The following is a 16,317-nucleotide window of genomic DNA, read 5'->3' as shown; positions in this document are numbered from 1 at the left end:
CGCGCCACTCCGGGACACTAGCTAGCTTCGGGCCACTGTCAGGGGCTGAAGCGCTGCGCCGCACTGAAGCACTGTGCCGGTCTGAAGCACTGCCCCGCACTAAAGATCGGTACGCTTAGTCCCTGTGAATGACGCCCTCGTGATCTCCCGTCTCCGTCCGGTCCTGCTCGCTGGCCTGCCGCGCAGCTCCCCGGGGACTGCGGTTCCCATTCATGGTGAAACTCTGCACCAGCTGTGCCTGACCGAGGGGCTGCTGGAACTGCTGGACTTCACCCGGCATGGCAGCGCGGCAGATCCGTTGGCATGTATGTGGTTGGCCTCGCTGCGGTGGTACAAGCTGCTCCATGGCAGCTTCCCGTTGAATGCCCCGCAGCCCCCGCAGCAGCTAGTGGACCATGGTCTGACCGTGCTGAAGGGCGCCGGGGCGCTGCACATCCTGCCTGGTACCGCTGACGCGTCGCTGCGCGGATTGGCCTCCGGGGACATGGCCTACCCCAGTAGCCCTGCTCAGCCACAGGAAACAGCGGATGCGGTGCTGATCCGAATACTGCCCATTGGGCTGGTGCCCTATATTGAGGACCAGATGCGCCGCAGCTGGGCCGAACAAGCCGTCGCCCTGACCCACGGGCACCCAAATGTAGGGGAGACAGCACAGCAGCTCGTGACAGCCGTCCATCGTCTTGCGGCGGGAGAGCACTCCGACACCGCGGATCTGCTGGACCGGATGAGCTCCCCGACAGCCGAGATCATCGCGGCGCAGCTGAGCGCTGCAAAGACAGGTCAGCTGCCGGATCCGGAGGCTGACCTGCCGGTGTCAGACCTGCTGAGCGTGGTGGTGGAGGATCTGGCCGACCGCTGGGAGACCGTCACCGCGCCGCGCTGAGGGCCGCGGGCACCAGGTGCTGCGGCCATGCAGACCCCAGCGTCTGGCGGAAGTCAGCTTCGCTGAAGATCTGAATGTTCTGTCCTGCGGCCCTGCGGCGCAGCGCTTCGCGCGCTTTGCGCGCAGTCAGCGGCGGGGATGGTTCCGCCATCTCTAGGTCAGCATGTTCATAGCCGTCGCCGATCACCAACAGCGTGGTCCCCGCAGTCACCCGCGAGGACGTCAATGCCCCATGGTCGGCGGCCAGTTGCTTGGCATCCGGACGGGGAATCGCCAGATTGCCGGTAAAGACGATCTGCTGGCCGAACAGCGGGTGCTGGGCATCAGCATCTGCCCGCGGCAGCGGGTTCCGCCCTTCATCCTGCCAGCGCATCAGGTCCGGCAGGCTGCTGGGATCGATTCCGGGAACCCGGGAGTCGAAGAGATGCGCATAGGCGCGCACCTGGCGGGTCGCTCGCGATTCATAGCGGCGCTGGCCGGTCCAGGGTTCAAGTTCTTCGGCCTCGATCTGGCTGGAGCTGAAGAGTTCGTGGAGATCACTGATGCCGCGCCGTCGGGAAATATCAACGACGACGGCGGCTGCCGCCCGCGCATCCTCCAGCGCCCAGTGGTGGTGCTGCAGATCGAATCCAGCTTCTGCTGCAGCGTGCGGCAGTGCGTGCGAGGCCAGATTGTAGTTGGCCCGGGAGAGCCGCACCGAGCACAGGCAGCGCAGCCCCGGGGAGTCCATTCCGGATACTTCCAGGGCGGCTTCGAAGACTTCGATGTCGAAGCTGGCGTTGTGCGCCACCAGGGTGTCCTCGCCAATGAACTCCATCATCGCTGCGAAATGATCGGCGAATCGCCCGGCGCTGCGCGCCTGGGCTTCGGTGATTCCGTGGATGGACACGTTCCGAGGATCGAAACGGTCGAAACCCTCTGGCGGGCGCATTGTGGTGTAGAAGGAGTCCACTTCCTGACCGTTGCGAACCTTCACCAGGCCCACTGCACAGGGCGAGCCGCGGAAGCCGTTGGCGGTTTCAAAATCGACTGCGGTGAAGCTGGGACCCTGGTGAGCCTCAAGGTCCTGTGGGGTGCTGCCGGCCTGAGTCACGCGGCCAGCGCCTCCACAATATGAGGTACCAGCGCGGTGAAGGCTTTACCTCGGTGGGAGATGGCATTCTTCTCTGCCATGCTCAGCTGCGCGCAGGATCGGGTCTCTCCCACTGGCTGCAGTATGGAGTCGTAGCCGAAGCCACCCTCACCAGCTTCAGCAGTGAGCAGGGTGCCTTCCAAGCGTCCTTCCGCGGTGAACTCCTGACCATCCGGGGTGACCAGGGAGGCCACGCAGATGAACGCAGCCGAGCGGTGTTCCGGGCCGATATCGGCCAGCTGCTGCAACAGCAGCCGTCGGTTGTTCTCATCACTGGCCTGCTGCCCGGCCCAACGGGCCGAGAAGATCCCCGGAGCTCCGCCGAGAACCTCAACTGCCAGGCCGGAATCATCGGCTACCGCCGGCAGTCCGGTCTGTGCGGCGACGGCGCGGGCCTTCAGCAGGGAGTTCTCACGGAAGGTCACACCGGTCTCTGGGACATCAGAGCATCCTGCAGTGGCAGCATCAACAACTGCTGCCGCCGGGTCGAAGCCGCTGAGTCCCTGCAGCTGCGGCTGGGCTGCCAGCAGCGCGCGAAACTCCCGGACTTTGCCCTGATTATGAGTGGCCAGCACTATGCGGTGGTTCATGAGGAGAGCGCCCCGCGCTGAATCTGAGCCAGCTGGTCAGTGCCGGTCAGGGCAAGATCGAGCAGCTCATTGAGCTGATCGCGTGAGAAGGGGGTGCCCTCAGCGGTGCCCTGGACTTCCACGAAGTCGCCGGATCCGGTGACCACCACGTTCATATCAGTGCCGGCAGTGGAGTCCTCGGTATAGGGCAGGTCCAGTACTGCGGTGCCATCGGGCAGCACTCCCACGGAGACTGCCGCCACAGAGTCAGTCAGCACCTCAGCGCGCTTGGCGATATGGCGCTCACCGCGTGCCCATTCCACCGCGTCGGCCAGGGCCACGAAAGCACCGGTGATAGCGGCAGTACGTGTGCCGCCGTCGGCCTGAAGCACATCACAGTCCAGGGTGATCATGTTCTCCCCCAGGGCTTTCATATCCACCACGGCACGAAGTGAACGGCCGATCAGCCGGGAGATCTCGTGAGTGCGTCCACCGATTTTGCCCTTGACCGACTCCCGGGAATTGCGGGTATTGGTAGCGCGCGGGAGCATCGCGTACTCGGCGGTGACCCACCCGGTGCCCTGTCCGCGCATCCAGCGCGGCACATCGGATTCAAAGCTCGCGGTGCACAGCACACGGGTGTTGCCGAATTCGATCAGCGCGGAGCCCTCGGCATGCGAGGACCAGCCCCTGGTGATGGACACCTCTCGCAGCTGATCCACGGCACGGCCGTCGGCACGGATGTAGTTCTTGGACACAGATACTCCTTCGCACTTCGGACGGGTGTGATGGTCTATCCCCGGCCTAACCCTCAAATGTCGTACGTTACCCCTGAGACGGCCACTGCCAGGTCGCCGTCGTACTCCCGTGCCGCATAGGCCATCAGCACCTGATGGTCTGTCCAGACGGGGATATGGGTCAGCAGCAGCCGCTTGGCCCCTGCCTGTGTACCGGCGGCACCGGCACGTGAACCATTCAGATGCACCCCTTCGAGGTGATCATCGCGGCCATCTTCGAAAGCCGCCTCGCACAGAAACAAGTCGGAGTCCCTGGCCGCCTCCACCAGTCCCTCACAGGCGTCGGTATCCCCAGAGTAGGCCACCGTGGTGACACGCCCGTCGTCCTCGGTGCACTCCACGCGCAGCGCGTAGGGCTCGGCCACAGGATGGCGGACCGGAACCGGAGTGATCCGGAAGGGGCCGATCTCCACCGGCACCCGGGGCTGCCAGGTATTGAAGTGGAAGTCCGGGTGCATGCCCGGATCTGGATCCATGTCATAGGCTGCGGCTATACGCTCATCAGTTCCGCTGGGACCGTACACCGGAATCCGCTCCGCGGGCCAGCCGCCGGGCCGCCAGCGCACGGCCACATGCAGACCGCAGAGATCCATATAGTGATCCGGGTGCAGGTGGGACAGACAGACGGCGTCGAGAGTCTCCAAGGCGATGTGCTGCTGCAGGGCGCCGAGAGCGCCGCTGCCCAGATCCAGGATGATCCTCCAGGTACGACCCTGATACTCCGCCGTGAGCAGATAACACGACGCCGGAGACTGCGGTCCTGGGAAGGATCCGCTGCATCCGATGATCGTCAACCTCATAGATGATCCAGCCTTACGCTCTGCGCCGAGCCTCGGTTCGCTCCGGCAAGCATAGCGGGGGTGATGCGCTGGATCACACCAGTGGGGTAAGTCTCTGTCACATGGGCGACTTGCTGGACGCTGTCGACCTCGGGACCCAGGAAGCGCTGAGCCAGGCGCTGGAACTGCTTGGCGTCCCCGGTGGAGAGGAAGGTCCGGGTGGCAGCGGCCTGGAGGTCCTCGCCCGTGGTCTGCCGGAGCAGGTCCTCTCTGGTGAGCGCACGGTAGAGGTCTTTCGCGGTCTCCTCAGCGGAGGAGACCAAGGTGATGTCCTCCCCCATCACATAGGAGAGCACCCCGGTCAGCAGCGGATAGTGGGTGCAGCCCAGCACTAGGGTGTCCACTCCGGCGGCTTTCAACGGGGCCACGTACTCCTCTGCCGCAGACAGAAGCTGGGGACCGGAGGTGATGCCGCGCTCCACGAAATCTACAAACCGTGGGCAGGCCGCTGAGGAAATCTGCAGCTGAGGAGCTGCCGCGAAGGTGTCCTCATAGGCACGAGAACCGATGGTGGCCTGGGTGCCGATGACCCCGATCCGACCGTTGCGGGTGGCAGCCACTGCCCGGCGCACTGCCGGCTGAATCACCTCGACAACGGGAATCCCATAGCGCTGGGTATAGCGCTCCCGAGCATCGCGCAGCACTGCGGCGGAGGCGGAGTTGCAGGCGATGACCAGTGCTTTGACGCCGTTTTCCACCAGTTCGTCCATGATGCCCAGCGCGTGGGCACGAACCCGGGCGATGGGCAGCGGCCCATAAGGACCGTGTGCGGTGTCCCCGATATAGATGATGGATTCATCCGGCAGCTGGTCCAGGACGGCGCGGGCTACGGTGAGCCCACCGACGCCGGAGTCAAAGATCCCGATCGGTGCACTGACCTGCCTCACTCGGCACCTTCCTCAGCACTGCCGATCTCGTCACCGTCGTCGGGCAGCAGCTCAAGCATCGCCGAGAACAGTGTCTCCTGCAGCCAGGTGGTGAAGGCATATACCTCGGCCATGAACTGTTCGGTAGTTGCTGCCTGCGAAGAGCCGGCCATCTGGTGGATCTGTTCAGCGTCGGCCTCATCTTCGATACCTAAGCGTGTGGCCAGGGTCAGGCGGACATCGTTGAGGGCGCGGCCGAAGATCGGAGCCTGCTCTTCGGTCAGCGTGACGGGATCTGATTCCAGCAGCATGCGTGCAGTCCGCAGGCCAGCGAGCTTGGACTCCCTTAAAGACGCTTCGGTGAGCCTGCGCAGCTGCGCCGCTTCCTGGGGGTCTTCAGCGGCTTCGGGCAACAGCCGCGCCAGCACCGGATCCTCAGGCGCTGCCAGACCGGCAGGCTCAGCCTCCTGGGAGGCTGCCGAATCTTCGAGGCCGACCCCGAGCCCGGCAAGCTCTCGGCGAAAGTGGGCGAAGACGTCATCACCGGCAGCCGAGCCCTGGTCTGCTGCGCTTTCGGCCGCGCCGTCGGTAATCTGCTCGCCGCGGCGTTCCAGCAGGGAGATGACATCGGCGCAGAGCTGCGAGATCAGCCGCCGTTCATGGGTTTCGAGGTCTGCCTTATAGCCACGGGTGGTCGCCCGGAATGCACGTGCCACCGGGTCAGGCCTCTTCCAGGGTGGCCTGCAGCCCGTAGTTATGCATGGCGGTCACGTCACGTTCGGCTTTTTCCTTGGGGCCTGTGGCCACCACCGCACGGCCATCGTGATGGACTTCGAGCATGAGCTTATGGGCGCGTTCCTTGGAGTGGCCGAAGTAGCTGCGGAAGACCCAGGCCACGTAGGACATCAGGTTCACCGGGTCGTTCCAGACCACCACGTTGTAGGGACGCTGGGCAGCGAGCATGCCACGAAGCTGGGTGTCGAGGTCAGTATCCTCGCGAGTGAGCGTGGATCCATGGGCTGAACTCATAGCTGTCATTCTACGGCGGTGGAGGTCTCCAGCGCGCCGGCCTGTGTGCTGCGCTGGGCCGCCGCGCCCTGTGCCGCGCCCGCCAACAGCCCCCGAGCCCTGGTATTCGTGGTGAGCAGCCTGCTGCGGACCTAGGATGGGTGACGATGAACACCTCAGACCCTGCCCAGCGCTCTGCTAGTACCGTCCGGCACGTCCCTGATACTGCCAGCCACTCATCGGCCCCGCTGCTTTCCACCTCACTGCTGACCGATCAGTATGAACTGACTATGGTGCAGGCGGCCCTGCGCTCGGGTGCAGCGCACCGGCGGTGTGTCTTTGAGGTATTTACTCGGCGCCTTCCGGAGGGCCGGCGATACGGCGTGGTGGCTGGCACAGGGCGGGTGCTGGAGGGACTGGAGAAGTTCCGTTTCGGCGATGCCGAGCTGGGCTTCCTGAGTGAGCGCGGGGTCCTGGACGAGCCGACCCTGGAGTACCTGGCGGACTACCGCTTCTCCGGGACCGTGCATGGTTATCCCGAGGGCGAGGTTTATCTTCCGCACTCCCCCATCCTGCGTGTGGAGGCCAGTTTCGCGCAGGCCTGTGTCCTGGAGACTTTTGTGCTCTCAGTGCTCAATCATGATTCGGCCATTGCCTCTGCTGCCTCCCGCATGGTGATGGCCGCTGATGGCCGCCCGTGCGTGGAGATGGGATCACGCCGCACCAATGAAGGTTCCGCTGTTGCGGCGGCCAGGGCTGCGGCAGTTGCAGGCTTCAGCGCGACGTCAAACCTCGAGGCCGGCCGCCGTTTCGGTATCCCCACCCTCGGTACTGCTGCTCACGCCTTCACGCTGTTGCACGACTCCGAGGAAGAGGCCTTCGCTGCCCAGGTGGAGGCGTTCGGACCGGGGACCACTCTGCTGGTGGACACCTATGACGTGGAGACAGCGGTGCGTTCGGCGGTGAAGATTGCCGGGCCGAAGCTAGGAGCCGTGCGGCTGGATTCCGGCGATTTGGTCGAGCAGGCTCACAGTGTGCGTGCACTGTTGGATTCCCTGGGCAACCGGGAGACCCGGATCATCGTGTCCTCTGATCTGGATGAGCATGCCATCGCCCGGCTTGCTGCAGCCCCGGTGGACTCCTACGGGGTGGGGACCCGCCTAGTGACCGGCTCGGGTGCGCCCACCGCTTCGATGGTCTACAAGCTGGTGGAGCGCGACGACGACGCCGGCAACCCGGTAGCGGTGGCCAAGGCCAGCACCGGCAAGACCAGCCATGGGGGTGCGAAGCAGGTGCTGCGCAGCATTGATGACCATGGACGAGCTGAGGCTGAGGTCATTGCCTCGGTCGGTTCTCCCGAGGAGGCTGGCTATATGGGCCGAGCCCTGCAAGTGCCGCTGGTGATCGATGGGGTGGTTCAGCCGGGCTTCACCGGCGCTGAGGGTGTGCAGCGTGCCCAGCAGCGGCATCAAGAATCGGTGGCGGAACTGCCCGCCGATGCGCATCGGCTTTCCCCCGGCGAGCCGGTGATCCCCACTGTTTTCCTCTGAGTGCTTGAGTCCATAGACTGCTTCTATGGCTGAGGCGCTCATTATTGTTGATGTTCAGAACGATTTCTGCGAAGGCGGGACTCTGGCCGTCACCGGCGGGGCTCAGGTCGCGGCTGAGGTCAGCGAGTTTCTCGAGGAGAATCACGCCGAATACGACGCGATTGTGGCCACCCAGGACTGGCATATTGACCCGGGTAAGCACTTTGCAGAGTCCCCGGACTTCCAGACCAGCTGGCCGGTGCACTGTGTGGCTGGCACCCCCGGAGCTGAGCTGCACCCGGATCTGGATACCGACCACATCGAGGCGCGCTTCCTCAAGGGCCTCTACGACGACGGCTACTCAGGTTTCGAAGGACGCCTCGGGGAGCCCGAGCGGGTGGGCATCTTGGAGGGCGAGAAGGGCATCAGAGTGGAGCCGGGCGACGTCGTTTCCTCCACTGCGCCGGATCTTGACAGCTGGCTGCGTAGCCAGGACATTGACGCTGTCACCATTGTGGGAATCGCCACCGATCACTGCGTGCGCGCCACGGCACTTGATGCTGCGGAGAATGACTACCGGGTGCGGGTCATCACGGATCTGACGGCCGCTGTGGACAAAGACCAGCTGGAGGAGACATACGAGGAACTGCGCGAGGCTGGCGTGGAGCTGCTGATCCTCGAGGACCTGTAGCCCGCGTGTCTCCCACGCCCGGGGTTTGTTTCATAAGCAGGCCGTTTGGCGCCCAGGATGAAACAGAAGCCGTGCTTGAGGACAACCTGACCGCTGCCGCCCACTTTCTGTTCCACTCGGTCCAAGGTCACCTCGGGCGCTTTCGGGACACGCCTTCGCGGAGCAGCTTCACCTCCAGCCGGCGCGGGTCGGCCAGATCATCCCACCCCCAGCGCGCCACCCGACGTCCGGTATCGCGCGGCGCTTCTTCCCGCCGTACCTGGTTCCAGTAGACTTCGCCGACTCGTGCCCCGGATAGCCGAGCGGCTTCGGTGAACTTGATCCGACCATCGAACTCACCGACAACTCCATCCGCAGGCCACTCAAAGTCCAGCCGTGCGACGCTGCCATCTGCCAGTCTCACCACGTTCTGCAGTTCGGGGGTCGCGAAACCGAGTTCGTCAATGAGAACGCGCGACCGAGATTCCCCAGGTGACTCGCTCAGCGGATTCGCGAATTCCGCCGCCCATGTCCACGCACTGCGTGCCCGTTGGGACCACAGCCACTGCTGGGCGCTCATGAGTTCATCGGCAGTGACCTGACCAGCACTCACCCGCTCTACCGTCAGCCAGCCACGGGAATCAGCGCCAGTGGCGAACACTGCATCCAGGGCGACGACGGCTTCTTGCTTGCCCATCCGTGGAACCGTGTCGATGAGCGCCATGGCCAACGGTTCTACCTTGACCCGCGCTGGGGCCCCGTTGTCATAAGTGATTCCGGGAACCTCGACGGTGTGAGTGTTGCCTCGCACAGCTCGCCAGTAACTCTGCCGCACTTCCTCAGCGGCATCACCGCGGGGAACCGGCGGCGCGAGGGCGCGTAGCGGCATTCGGCGTTGAATGGCCTGAGTCTGCAGATTCCCGCACAGCGGCCGGGTACCCACCTCGGAGGTTCCCATAGCGCGGATATGCACTGCCCGCGGCACAGCGATGAGGGGAACCCCATAAAGGACTAATGCAGTCTCGCGGCAGAAAACGCGCTCCGGACGTTGGAGCCCGACGGCGGCCGTCATGGCCCGATGCTGTTTCCATACTGGCGCTTGTGTCCATTCATCACGGCGTATGAAGACTGAAGGACGTAACGCGAGTAGTTCACCGCGCCGGACAGCACGCATTGTCGTTGACCGGGAGTGACCGTCAATGCGCGGGTGGATGAGGCGAATCGTCACCTTTACAGCTTCCCGCGCTACGGACTGTTCAGCGAGCACGAATGGGAGACTGTGGAAAACGCACCGACGGGATCTGCACCTCGAGACCCAGGCAGGGCTCCCGCACCGGCTTCACGCCCTAGTTTTGTTTCACTTAGGCCCGGTTACAGCCGGGGGCTGAAACAAAACTAGGGGCGCGAGGGGACAACGCGTTATTTCATCCCAACAAACCACTGCTGCAGCTTCTTCAGCCGTGCCTCCAGCTGGGACTGGGTGGCTTGCCCCACCGCAGGTCCGCCGCAGGCATCCCGAAGCTTATTGTGAATGCTGCCCTGGTGCATGCCGGTCTTGGCCGAATAGGCGGAGACAGATTTATTGAGCTTATTGCGCAGCGATTTCAACTGCCTATGGTCCACCACGTTCTCAGCCTGCTGCTGCGCGTCTGCTGGCCGACGCTTAAGCTGCTCCGCCTGATGTTTACGCAGCAGGGTAGAGACCTGCTCCGGCTCCAGCAGACCCGGCAGACCCAGGAAGCCCAGCTCTTCCTCGGAACCGAGGTCCCCGCCGAGACCGAATTCATCGCCGTCGAAGAGCACCTTATCGAAGGCTGCGTTGGAGCCAATGGCCGCAAAGGAACCCTTCGTCAGCTCCTCGCTGGCACGCTCTTGCTTCTCTGCCGCGGCCAGCAGATCCTCCTCAGGTATCTCCCCCTCAGCAGGAGTTGACACCTGAAGAGCATGGTCGCGCTCGGCTTCCATCTCATTAGCCAGATCAGTCAGCACCGGCACCGAGGGCAGGAACACGCTGGCTACCTCGGCCTTCTTGCGCAGCCGCACAAAGCGGCCCACCGCCTGGGCGAAGAACAGGGCTGTTGAAGTCGATGTCGCGTACACCCCTACACACAGCCGCGGCACGTCCACGCCCTCGGAGACCATGCGCACTGCCACCATCCACAGCTTCGAGCCGTCCTGGCTGAAGTCTTCGATGCGCTGCGAGGCGTCCTTATCATCGGAGAGCACCACTGTGGTCATCTGGCCGGTAAGCCGCTCCAGCTGATCCGCATAAGCGCGGGCCGATTCGTGATCGGTGGCGATCACCAAGCCGCCGGCGTCATCGATTTTGTCCCGTACTTTCAGCAGCCGCTGGTGAGCGGCCTTGAGCACCGCAGGAATCCACTCGCCCTCAGGGTTGAGCGCGGTGCGCCAGGCATGGGCGACAATGTCCTTAGTGGCGGCCTCACCGAGGCGGGCCTCCATCTCCTCACCCGCTGCGGTGCGCCAGCGCATATTGCCCGAGTAGGCCATGAAGACCACCGGGCGGACCACACGGTCCTTCAGCGCCGGCCCGTAGCCATAGGAGTAGTCAGCCTTGGAGCGCAGGACACCGTCGGCGTCCTCGACATAGTCCACGAACGGGATCGGCGAGCTGTCCGAGCGGAAGGGCGTGCCGGTCAGCGCCAGGCGCCGCACCGCGGGCCCGAAGGCTTCGCGCACGCCGTCGCCCCAGCTCAGTGAGTCACCGGCATGGTGAATCTCATCGAAGATCACGAAGGTCCGTGCCGCCTCGGTCTTATTGCGGTGCAACGCAGGCTTATTGGCCACCTGCGCATAGGTCACCGCCACACCGATGAACTGCCGGCCGTGCCGGCCATCAGAGTTCTTGAAGTTCGGATCGATGCTCAGACCCACACGTGCAGCGGCGTCGGCCCACTGGCGCTTGAGATGCTCGGTGGGAGCCACCACGTAGATGCGGTTGATCTCCCCTGATTCCACCAGCATCTTCGCCACACGCAGCGCGAAGGTGGTTTTACCTGCGCCAGGTGTGGCCACCGTGAGGAAGTCCCGCGGGGACCGCTGGATGTAGAGGTCTAGGGCCTCCTGCTGCCACTGGCGCAGTGTGCCAGCAGTGCCGTGGGCGGCACGGTGCGGATAGGCAGGGGGCAGCTGGGAGCCAACGTCAGTACCGACGTCGAACAGGGTGGGGCCTGCCTCCGGGTGAGGGGTGTTCACGCCTCAGTTCTTGCCGAAGCCGAAGAAACCGCGGCCGCGTCCCTTACCTGAGGAGTCGTCGCCCCCGGAGGTGAATCCTTCGTAGATCTCCTTGCACTCGGGGCAGACCGGGAACTTCTTGGGGTCACGTGATGGCACCCAGACCTTGCCGCACAGGGCGACGACGGCGCCGCCCTCCAGTGCGGACTCCATGATCTTGTCCTTCTTCACGTAGTGCGAGAAGCGCTCGTGATCGCCGGGCTCAGAGAGCTGCTCCTGGTGCTGCCGCTCAATAGTGGCGGCTCCGCCTCCAGCAGGGGCAGCCGGGTCAGCAGTGTGCATGCGGAACAGATCGGCAGGGGACATCATGTACTCCAGTTTAGCGAAGCGCCGTCGGACGCTCCAGGGCGAGCGTAATCAGTTCGGTGATCAGATCCGGGAAGTCGATGCCGCTGGCCTTCCACACCTGCGGATACATGCTGATCGGAGTGAATCCGGGCATGGTGTTGACCTCATTGATGATGATCTGACCATCGGGGGTGTAGAAGAAATCCACCCGGGAAATGCCCTCGGCGTCGAGGGAATCGAAGGCCACCACAGCCTGCCGGCGGATCTCCGCGGTGGCTTCTTCGGGCAGCTCAGCGGGGCAGGAGAGATCAGCTGCGGTGTTATCGGTGTATTTTGCGTCGAAGTCATAAAAATCATGCGCAGCAGAGCCGTCATGGACTGCGATCTCCCCCAGCAGTGATGCCCTGGCCGGGGCGCCGGCGCGTCCGCCGAGCACGCCGCATTCGATCTCGCGGCCGATGATGCCTTCCTCCACCACGATCTTCGGATCGTGCTTCCGGGCTGCCTCCAGTGCCTCCTCCAGCTGCTCCCAGCGCTCCACCCGGGTGATGCCCATGGAGGAACCGGCACGAGCGGGTTTCACGAACACTGGAAGTTCCAGGGTCTTGACGCGCTCCAGGGCAGCCTGCGGGTCCTGGCTCCACTGCCGGGCGGTGATGGTCTCCCACCGGCCCACCTGCAACCCTGCAGCTTGGAAGGCGAGCTTCATGAAGTGCTTATCCATGCCCACCGCCGAGGTCAGCACACCGGCGCCCACATAGGGCAGCCCCACCAGCTCCAGCAGCCCCTGCAGGGTGCCGTCTTCGCCGAAGGGGCCGTGCAGCAGCGGAAGCACCACATCTACAGAGCCCAAGGAGGTGGTGGTTCCGTCCGGGTGAATCTCCAACAGCTGGGCGCCGCGGTCTGCGCTACCGCCTGCTCCGGCATGCAGCTGCACACTGGACTCGGTGGGCAGCACCCGCGGCAACTCCGGTCCGCTGAAGCTGTGGGTGCGCGGATCAATCGCCGGACGGGTCCACTGCCCAGCGGCGGTGATGCCGATCTCTACGACGTCGAAGCGTGCGGTATCGATGGCGCTGAGCACTCCCGCGGCCGTCACACAGCTCACCGCGTGTTCCGATGATTGACCTCCATAGAGCACCAGCACCCGTGGTTCGGTGCTGCTCTGGGGGTGTTCGGAGGTGGGAGTCTCTGCCATGGGGCTCACTTTCCTTCCGCCGCGTGCGCTGCAGCTGCGGCCGCATCTGTGGCGGCGGCTTTGGGGTGTTCAGCTTTCAGATCCCGTGCCAGCAGCAGGGAGGCGATGTTGTCCACGGAGAGTTTGCCCTCTAGCACGGCCACTACGGCCTCGCAGATAGGCATCTCCACCTCGTGGGTGCGGGCAAGTTCCAGCACGGCGGCACCGGATTTCATGCCTTCGGCAGTCTGAGTCAGCTGCTGGGTGACCTCATCTGCGCTGAGGCCTTCACCCAGCAGTCGCCCTGCGCTGCGGTTGCGGGACAGCGGCGAGGCGCAGGTGGCTACCAGGTCGCCGAGCCCGGCCAGTCCGGAGAAGGTCTCCAGGCGTCCGCCGAGCTTCAGCGCCAGCCGGGTAGTCTCGGCCAGGCCGCGGGTGATGACCGAGGCTTTGGAGTTATCCCCCAACTGTTGCCCGTCGCAGATCCCCACCGCCAGGGCGATCACGTTCTTCACGATGCCGGCGATCTCTACGCCGGTGACGTCGGTGTTGGTGTAGGGGCGGAAGTAGTGGTTATTGCAGGCGGTGGCGATCCGTTCAGCCACAGCCACATCCCGGCAGGCCACCACTGAGGCGGTGGGTTCCTCCCGGGCGATCTCCATGGCCAGATTCGGGCCGGAGACCACTGCGATCTGGTCATCGGGCAGGCCGAGTTCCTCAGCGATGACCTCGCTCATCCGCATATCGGTTCCGCGCTCGAGTCCTTTGATGAGGGACACGACGACGGCCTCCGGAGCCAGCGCACCTTTGACCTGATCGAGGTGACTGCGCAGGCTCTGGGCAGGCAATGCCAGCACCACGATCTCTGCCCCGTGGACAGCAGCGCTGAGATCGCTGGTGGCCGTGATGGTCTCAGGCAGCGCGATCTCGCCCAGGTAGGTGCTGTTGGTATGCCGGGAAGTAATCTCCTCAGCCACCTCAGCCCGGCGCGCCCAGAGTACGACCTCGGTGGCCTCAGTATTGGTCAGCGCGGCGTCGGCCAGCACTTTGGCGAAGGTGGTGCCCCAGGAGCCTGCGCCGAGTACAGCAATCCGGGTCATCCCTGCGACTCCTGCTGTGCTGCATCACCGGTGTCGCGGGCCTCGCGCTGCGCCTCACGTGCCCGCAGCTGGCCTCGCGGCACACGCTGGTTCAGGGCCCGGTCCCAGATCAGCTCCGGAGCAGGTTCCCCACGCAGCTGAGCAACTCCGGCAGTTAACGCCTCTTCGATCCGCTCAGTAGCAGTGGCCAGGATGGTCCTGGTCAACGGTTTCTCGCGCAGATCTTCCAGATCGATGGGGTCACCCACCTGCAGTACATAGCGTGTGCGGGGAAAGATCTTCGGCGCATTGGCGTACTGCGGGAAAAAGTCCTGTACGCCCCAGTGAGTGATGGGGATCAGCGGAGCTCCGGTGTTCAGGGCCAGACGCGCAGCCCCCGTTTTAGACCGCATGGGCCATAGCTCAGGATCTCTAGTCAGTGTGCCTTCAGGGTAGATCACAATGGCGCCGCCCTCGGAGAGCACCTGCTGTGCGGTCTCCAGGGAGCGTCGGGCCTCGCCGCGGTCTGCCCGTGCCACCGGAATCTGCTGCAGCCGGCGCAGTGCAGCACCTAAGACAGGCACGCGGAACAACGAGTCCTTAGCCATCATGTGCGGAGTGTTTCCGGCGGCGTAGATGGCGTGGGCCACCGCCACCGGGTCGACTTCGCTGATGTGGTTGGAGACGGCGATGTACCCGGTATCGGGCAGCTTCTCCAGGCCCCGCCAGTCCTTGCCGATCAGAGCGTTCATCGCGGGACGGACGACGGCGGCCGCCGCCCAGAAGGCTGGTGTGGTGCGTCGTCGTCTCATGGTGCCTAAGCTTACCGGCGTTGGTCTGCGGCGATAGCTCACTTCTCGGCGATAGAGATGTCTGCGCCGAGTGCTTCGATCTTTGAGATGAAGTGTTCGTAGCCGCGCGAGATGATCTCGATACCGGTCACAGTGGAGGTGCCCTGGGCCGCCAGAGCTGCGATGAGGTGGGAGAATCCGCCGCGCAGGTCTGGGATGTCGATATCGGTGCCCTTGAGCTCTGAGGGGCCTGAGATCACTGCTGAGTGCAGGAAGTTGCGCTGACCGAAACGGCAGGGGTTGGAGCCCAGGCATTCGCGGTGCAGTTGGATGGAGGCGCCCATGCGCTTGAGCGCCTCGGTGAAGCCGAATCGGTTCTCGTAGACGGTCTCATGGACGATCGATACACCGTGGGCCTGGGTCAGGGCCACCACCATGGGCTGCTGCCAATCGGTCATGAAGCCCGGGTGAACATCGGTTTCCAGCACCAGCGGCTGCAGTTGGCCGCCGCCATGCCAGAAGCGGATGCCTTCATCGTCCACCTCGAACTCACCGCCGATTTTGCGGTAGGTGTTCAGGAAGGCGGTCAGATCCCGCTGAGCTGCACCGTGGACGTAGATATCACCTTCGGTGACCAGCGCTGCGGAGGCCCAAGAGGCGGCCTCATTGCGGTCGGGAATCGCCCGGTGCTTGAAGCCTGAGAGCCGGGAGACGCCCTCGATGCGAATGGTGCGGTCGGTGTAGACCGTAATGATCGCGCCCATCTGCTGCAGGATGGCGATCAGGTCATGGATCTCTGGCTCCACTGCCGCGTTCTTCAGCTCGGTGATGCCCTCAGCCAGCACCGCGGTGAGCAGCACCTGTTCGGTGGCTCCCACCGAGGGGTAGGGCAGTTCGAGCTTGGCTCCGCGCAGGCCCTTGGGGGCGGAGATGTGGATCCCGGTGGCACTTTTATCAACGACCGCGCCGAAGTTGCGCAGCACCTCAAGGTGGTAGTTGATGGGCCGGTCACCAATACGGCAGCCGCCCAGGTCCGGGATGAATGCCTCCCCGTTCTTGTGCATCAGGGGGCCGCAGAAGAGGATCGGAATGCGCGAATCCCCGGCATAGGCATCGATCTTGGAGTGCTCCGCGGAGTAGGTCTCACGCGGGTCAAGAGTCATAGTGCCGGCCTCGGCGTCGCGGTCAACCTTGACGCCGTGGATGGTCAGCAGGTTGTGGACGATCTCGACGTCTTTGATCTCCGGCACGTTGCGGAGTTCCGAGGGCTCGCTGCCCAGCAGCGAAGCGACCATCGCTTTGGGGACCAGGTTCTTCGCCCCGCGGACCTTGACTGTGCCCTGCAGCGGTTTCCCGCCCTGGATTGTGAGCAGCTTGGCCATATTGTGTCGGTGATCCCTTCTGACGCCAAGTGGTGATTGTGGCCTTGCCACT

Annotated in this window: 17 protein-coding genes; 3 read left to right on the top strand and 14 right to left on the bottom strand. The window is 64.2% G+C overall.

The genetic code is table 11. The annotated features are described in order from the left end of the window. The first annotated feature begins 124 nt into the window (after positions 1-124). Entirely contained in the window at positions 125-883 is a 759-nt protein-coding gene (locus ABEA23_RS10215; RefSeq protein WP_345477896.1) for an ADP-ribosylglycohydrolase family protein, read from the top strand. On the opposite strand, the gene ABEA23_RS10210 is transcribed toward ABEA23_RS10215, so the two are convergent. From ABEA23_RS10210 to clpS, 7 genes are read right to left on the bottom strand one after another with little or no spacing between them, the layout of a single operon-like run. Further along, positions 867-1,976 (bottom strand): exonuclease domain-containing protein, encoded by a 1,110-nt coding sequence (locus ABEA23_RS10210; protein ID WP_345477895.1) that lies wholly within the window; start codon positions 1,974-1,976, stop codon positions 867-869. The two genes, ABEA23_RS10215 and ABEA23_RS10210, sit on opposite strands and share 17 nt — an antisense overlap. Continuing rightward, positions 1,973-2,605, bottom strand: coding sequence for an RdgB/HAM1 family non-canonical purine NTP pyrophosphatase (gene rdgB / locus ABEA23_RS10205; RefSeq protein WP_345477894.1), 633 nt, complete (start codon positions 2,603-2,605; stop codon positions 1,973-1,975). Before rdgB ends, ABEA23_RS10210 begins: the two co-directional genes overlap by 4 nt. Then, positions 2,602-3,342 (bottom strand): ribonuclease PH, encoded by a 741-nt coding sequence (rph, locus tag ABEA23_RS10200; RefSeq protein WP_345477893.1) that lies wholly within the window; start codon positions 3,340-3,342, stop codon positions 2,602-2,604. The genes rdgB and rph overlap by 4 nt, the downstream gene beginning before the upstream one ends. A 53-nt stretch (positions 3,343-3,395) precedes the next feature. Next, positions 3,396-4,181: an MBL fold metallo-hydrolase gene (locus ABEA23_RS10195; protein WP_044492880.1), complete on the bottom strand. Its 786-nt coding sequence runs from the start codon at positions 4,179-4,181 to the stop codon at positions 3,396-3,398. Further along, positions 4,178-5,107 carry a glutamate racemase gene (murI, locus tag ABEA23_RS10190; RefSeq protein ID WP_345477892.1) on the bottom strand — a complete coding sequence of 310 codons (930 nt, stop codon included), beginning with the start codon at positions 5,105-5,107 and terminating at the stop codon, positions 4,178-4,180. Before murI ends, ABEA23_RS10195 begins: the two co-directional genes overlap by 4 nt. Continuing rightward, complete coding sequence (locus tag ABEA23_RS10185; protein WP_345477891.1) at positions 5,104-5,802, bottom strand: DUF2017 family protein; 699 nt, start codon at positions 5,800-5,802, stop codon at positions 5,104-5,106. The genes murI and ABEA23_RS10185 overlap by 4 nt, the downstream gene beginning before the upstream one ends. 4 nt (positions 5,803-5,806) lie before the next feature. Continuing rightward, complete coding sequence (gene clpS, locus ABEA23_RS10180) at positions 5,807-6,115, bottom strand: ATP-dependent Clp protease adapter ClpS (RefSeq protein WP_044492885.1); 309 nt, start codon at positions 6,113-6,115, stop codon at positions 5,807-5,809. A 269-nt stretch (positions 6,116-6,384) separates the two neighbouring features. Here clpS and ABEA23_RS10175 point away from each other — a divergent pair, with 269 nt between their 5' ends. Further along, positions 6,385-7,644, top strand: coding sequence for a nicotinate phosphoribosyltransferase (locus ABEA23_RS10175; RefSeq protein WP_425577208.1), 1,260 nt, complete (start codon positions 6,385-6,387; stop codon positions 7,642-7,644). 25 nt (positions 7,645-7,669) lie between these two features. Then, a complete protein-coding gene (locus ABEA23_RS10170; RefSeq protein WP_345477889.1) occupies positions 7,670-8,314 on the top strand; it encodes a nicotinamidase in 645 nt (214 codons plus the stop codon). 127 nt (positions 8,315-8,441) lie between these two features. On the opposite strand, the gene ABEA23_RS10165 is transcribed toward ABEA23_RS10170, so the two are convergent. The 7 genes from ABEA23_RS10165 to murA all read right to left on the bottom strand — a co-directional run bounded on the left by ABEA23_RS10165 (position 8,442) and on the right by murA (position 16,265). Continuing rightward, positions 8,442-9,365 (bottom strand): hypothetical protein, encoded by a 924-nt coding sequence (locus tag ABEA23_RS10165; RefSeq protein WP_345477888.1) that lies wholly within the window; start codon positions 9,363-9,365, stop codon positions 8,442-8,444. A 347-nt stretch (positions 9,366-9,712) separates the two neighbouring features. Further along, positions 9,713-11,509, bottom strand: a complete 1,797-nt coding sequence (locus ABEA23_RS10160) for a DEAD/DEAH box helicase (RefSeq protein ID WP_425577164.1) — start codon at positions 11,507-11,509, stop codon at positions 9,713-9,715. Between the two features lie 3 nt (positions 11,510-11,512). Further along, the gene (locus tag ABEA23_RS10155) at positions 11,513-11,857 is read right to left on the bottom strand and encodes a DUF3039 domain-containing protein (RefSeq protein WP_345477887.1); all 345 of its coding nucleotides are present in this window, start codon (positions 11,855-11,857) and stop codon (positions 11,513-11,515) included. A gap of 10 nt (positions 11,858-11,867) precedes the next feature. After that, entirely contained in the window at positions 11,868-13,034 is a 1,167-nt protein-coding gene (locus tag ABEA23_RS10150; RefSeq protein ID WP_345477886.1) for a D-alanine--D-alanine ligase family protein, read from the bottom strand. Positions 13,035-13,039: 5 nt separating this feature from the next. After that, positions 13,040-14,113 carry an NAD(P)H-dependent glycerol-3-phosphate dehydrogenase gene (locus ABEA23_RS10145; protein WP_345477885.1) on the bottom strand — a complete coding sequence of 358 codons (1,074 nt, stop codon included), beginning with the start codon at positions 14,111-14,113 and terminating at the stop codon, positions 13,040-13,042. Continuing rightward, positions 14,110-14,904, bottom strand: a complete 795-nt coding sequence (locus ABEA23_RS10140) for a lysophospholipid acyltransferase family protein (RefSeq protein ID WP_345477884.1) — start codon at positions 14,902-14,904, stop codon at positions 14,110-14,112. The genes ABEA23_RS10145 and ABEA23_RS10140 overlap by 4 nt, the downstream gene beginning before the upstream one ends. A 38-nt stretch (positions 14,905-14,942) precedes the next feature. Further along, positions 14,943-16,265, bottom strand: coding sequence for a UDP-N-acetylglucosamine 1-carboxyvinyltransferase (gene murA, locus ABEA23_RS10135; RefSeq protein ID WP_345477883.1), 1,323 nt, complete (start codon positions 16,263-16,265; stop codon positions 14,943-14,945). Positions 16,266-16,317 lie beyond the last annotated feature (52 nt).

Origin of the sequence: Nesterenkonia rhizosphaerae (genome assembly GCF_039544555.1) — a bacterium.
In the GTDB taxonomy this organism is placed as follows: Bacteria; Actinomycetota; Actinomycetes; order Actinomycetales; family Micrococcaceae; genus Nesterenkonia; species Nesterenkonia rhizosphaerae.
This window is presented reverse-complemented; position numbering and strand designations above follow the sequence as displayed.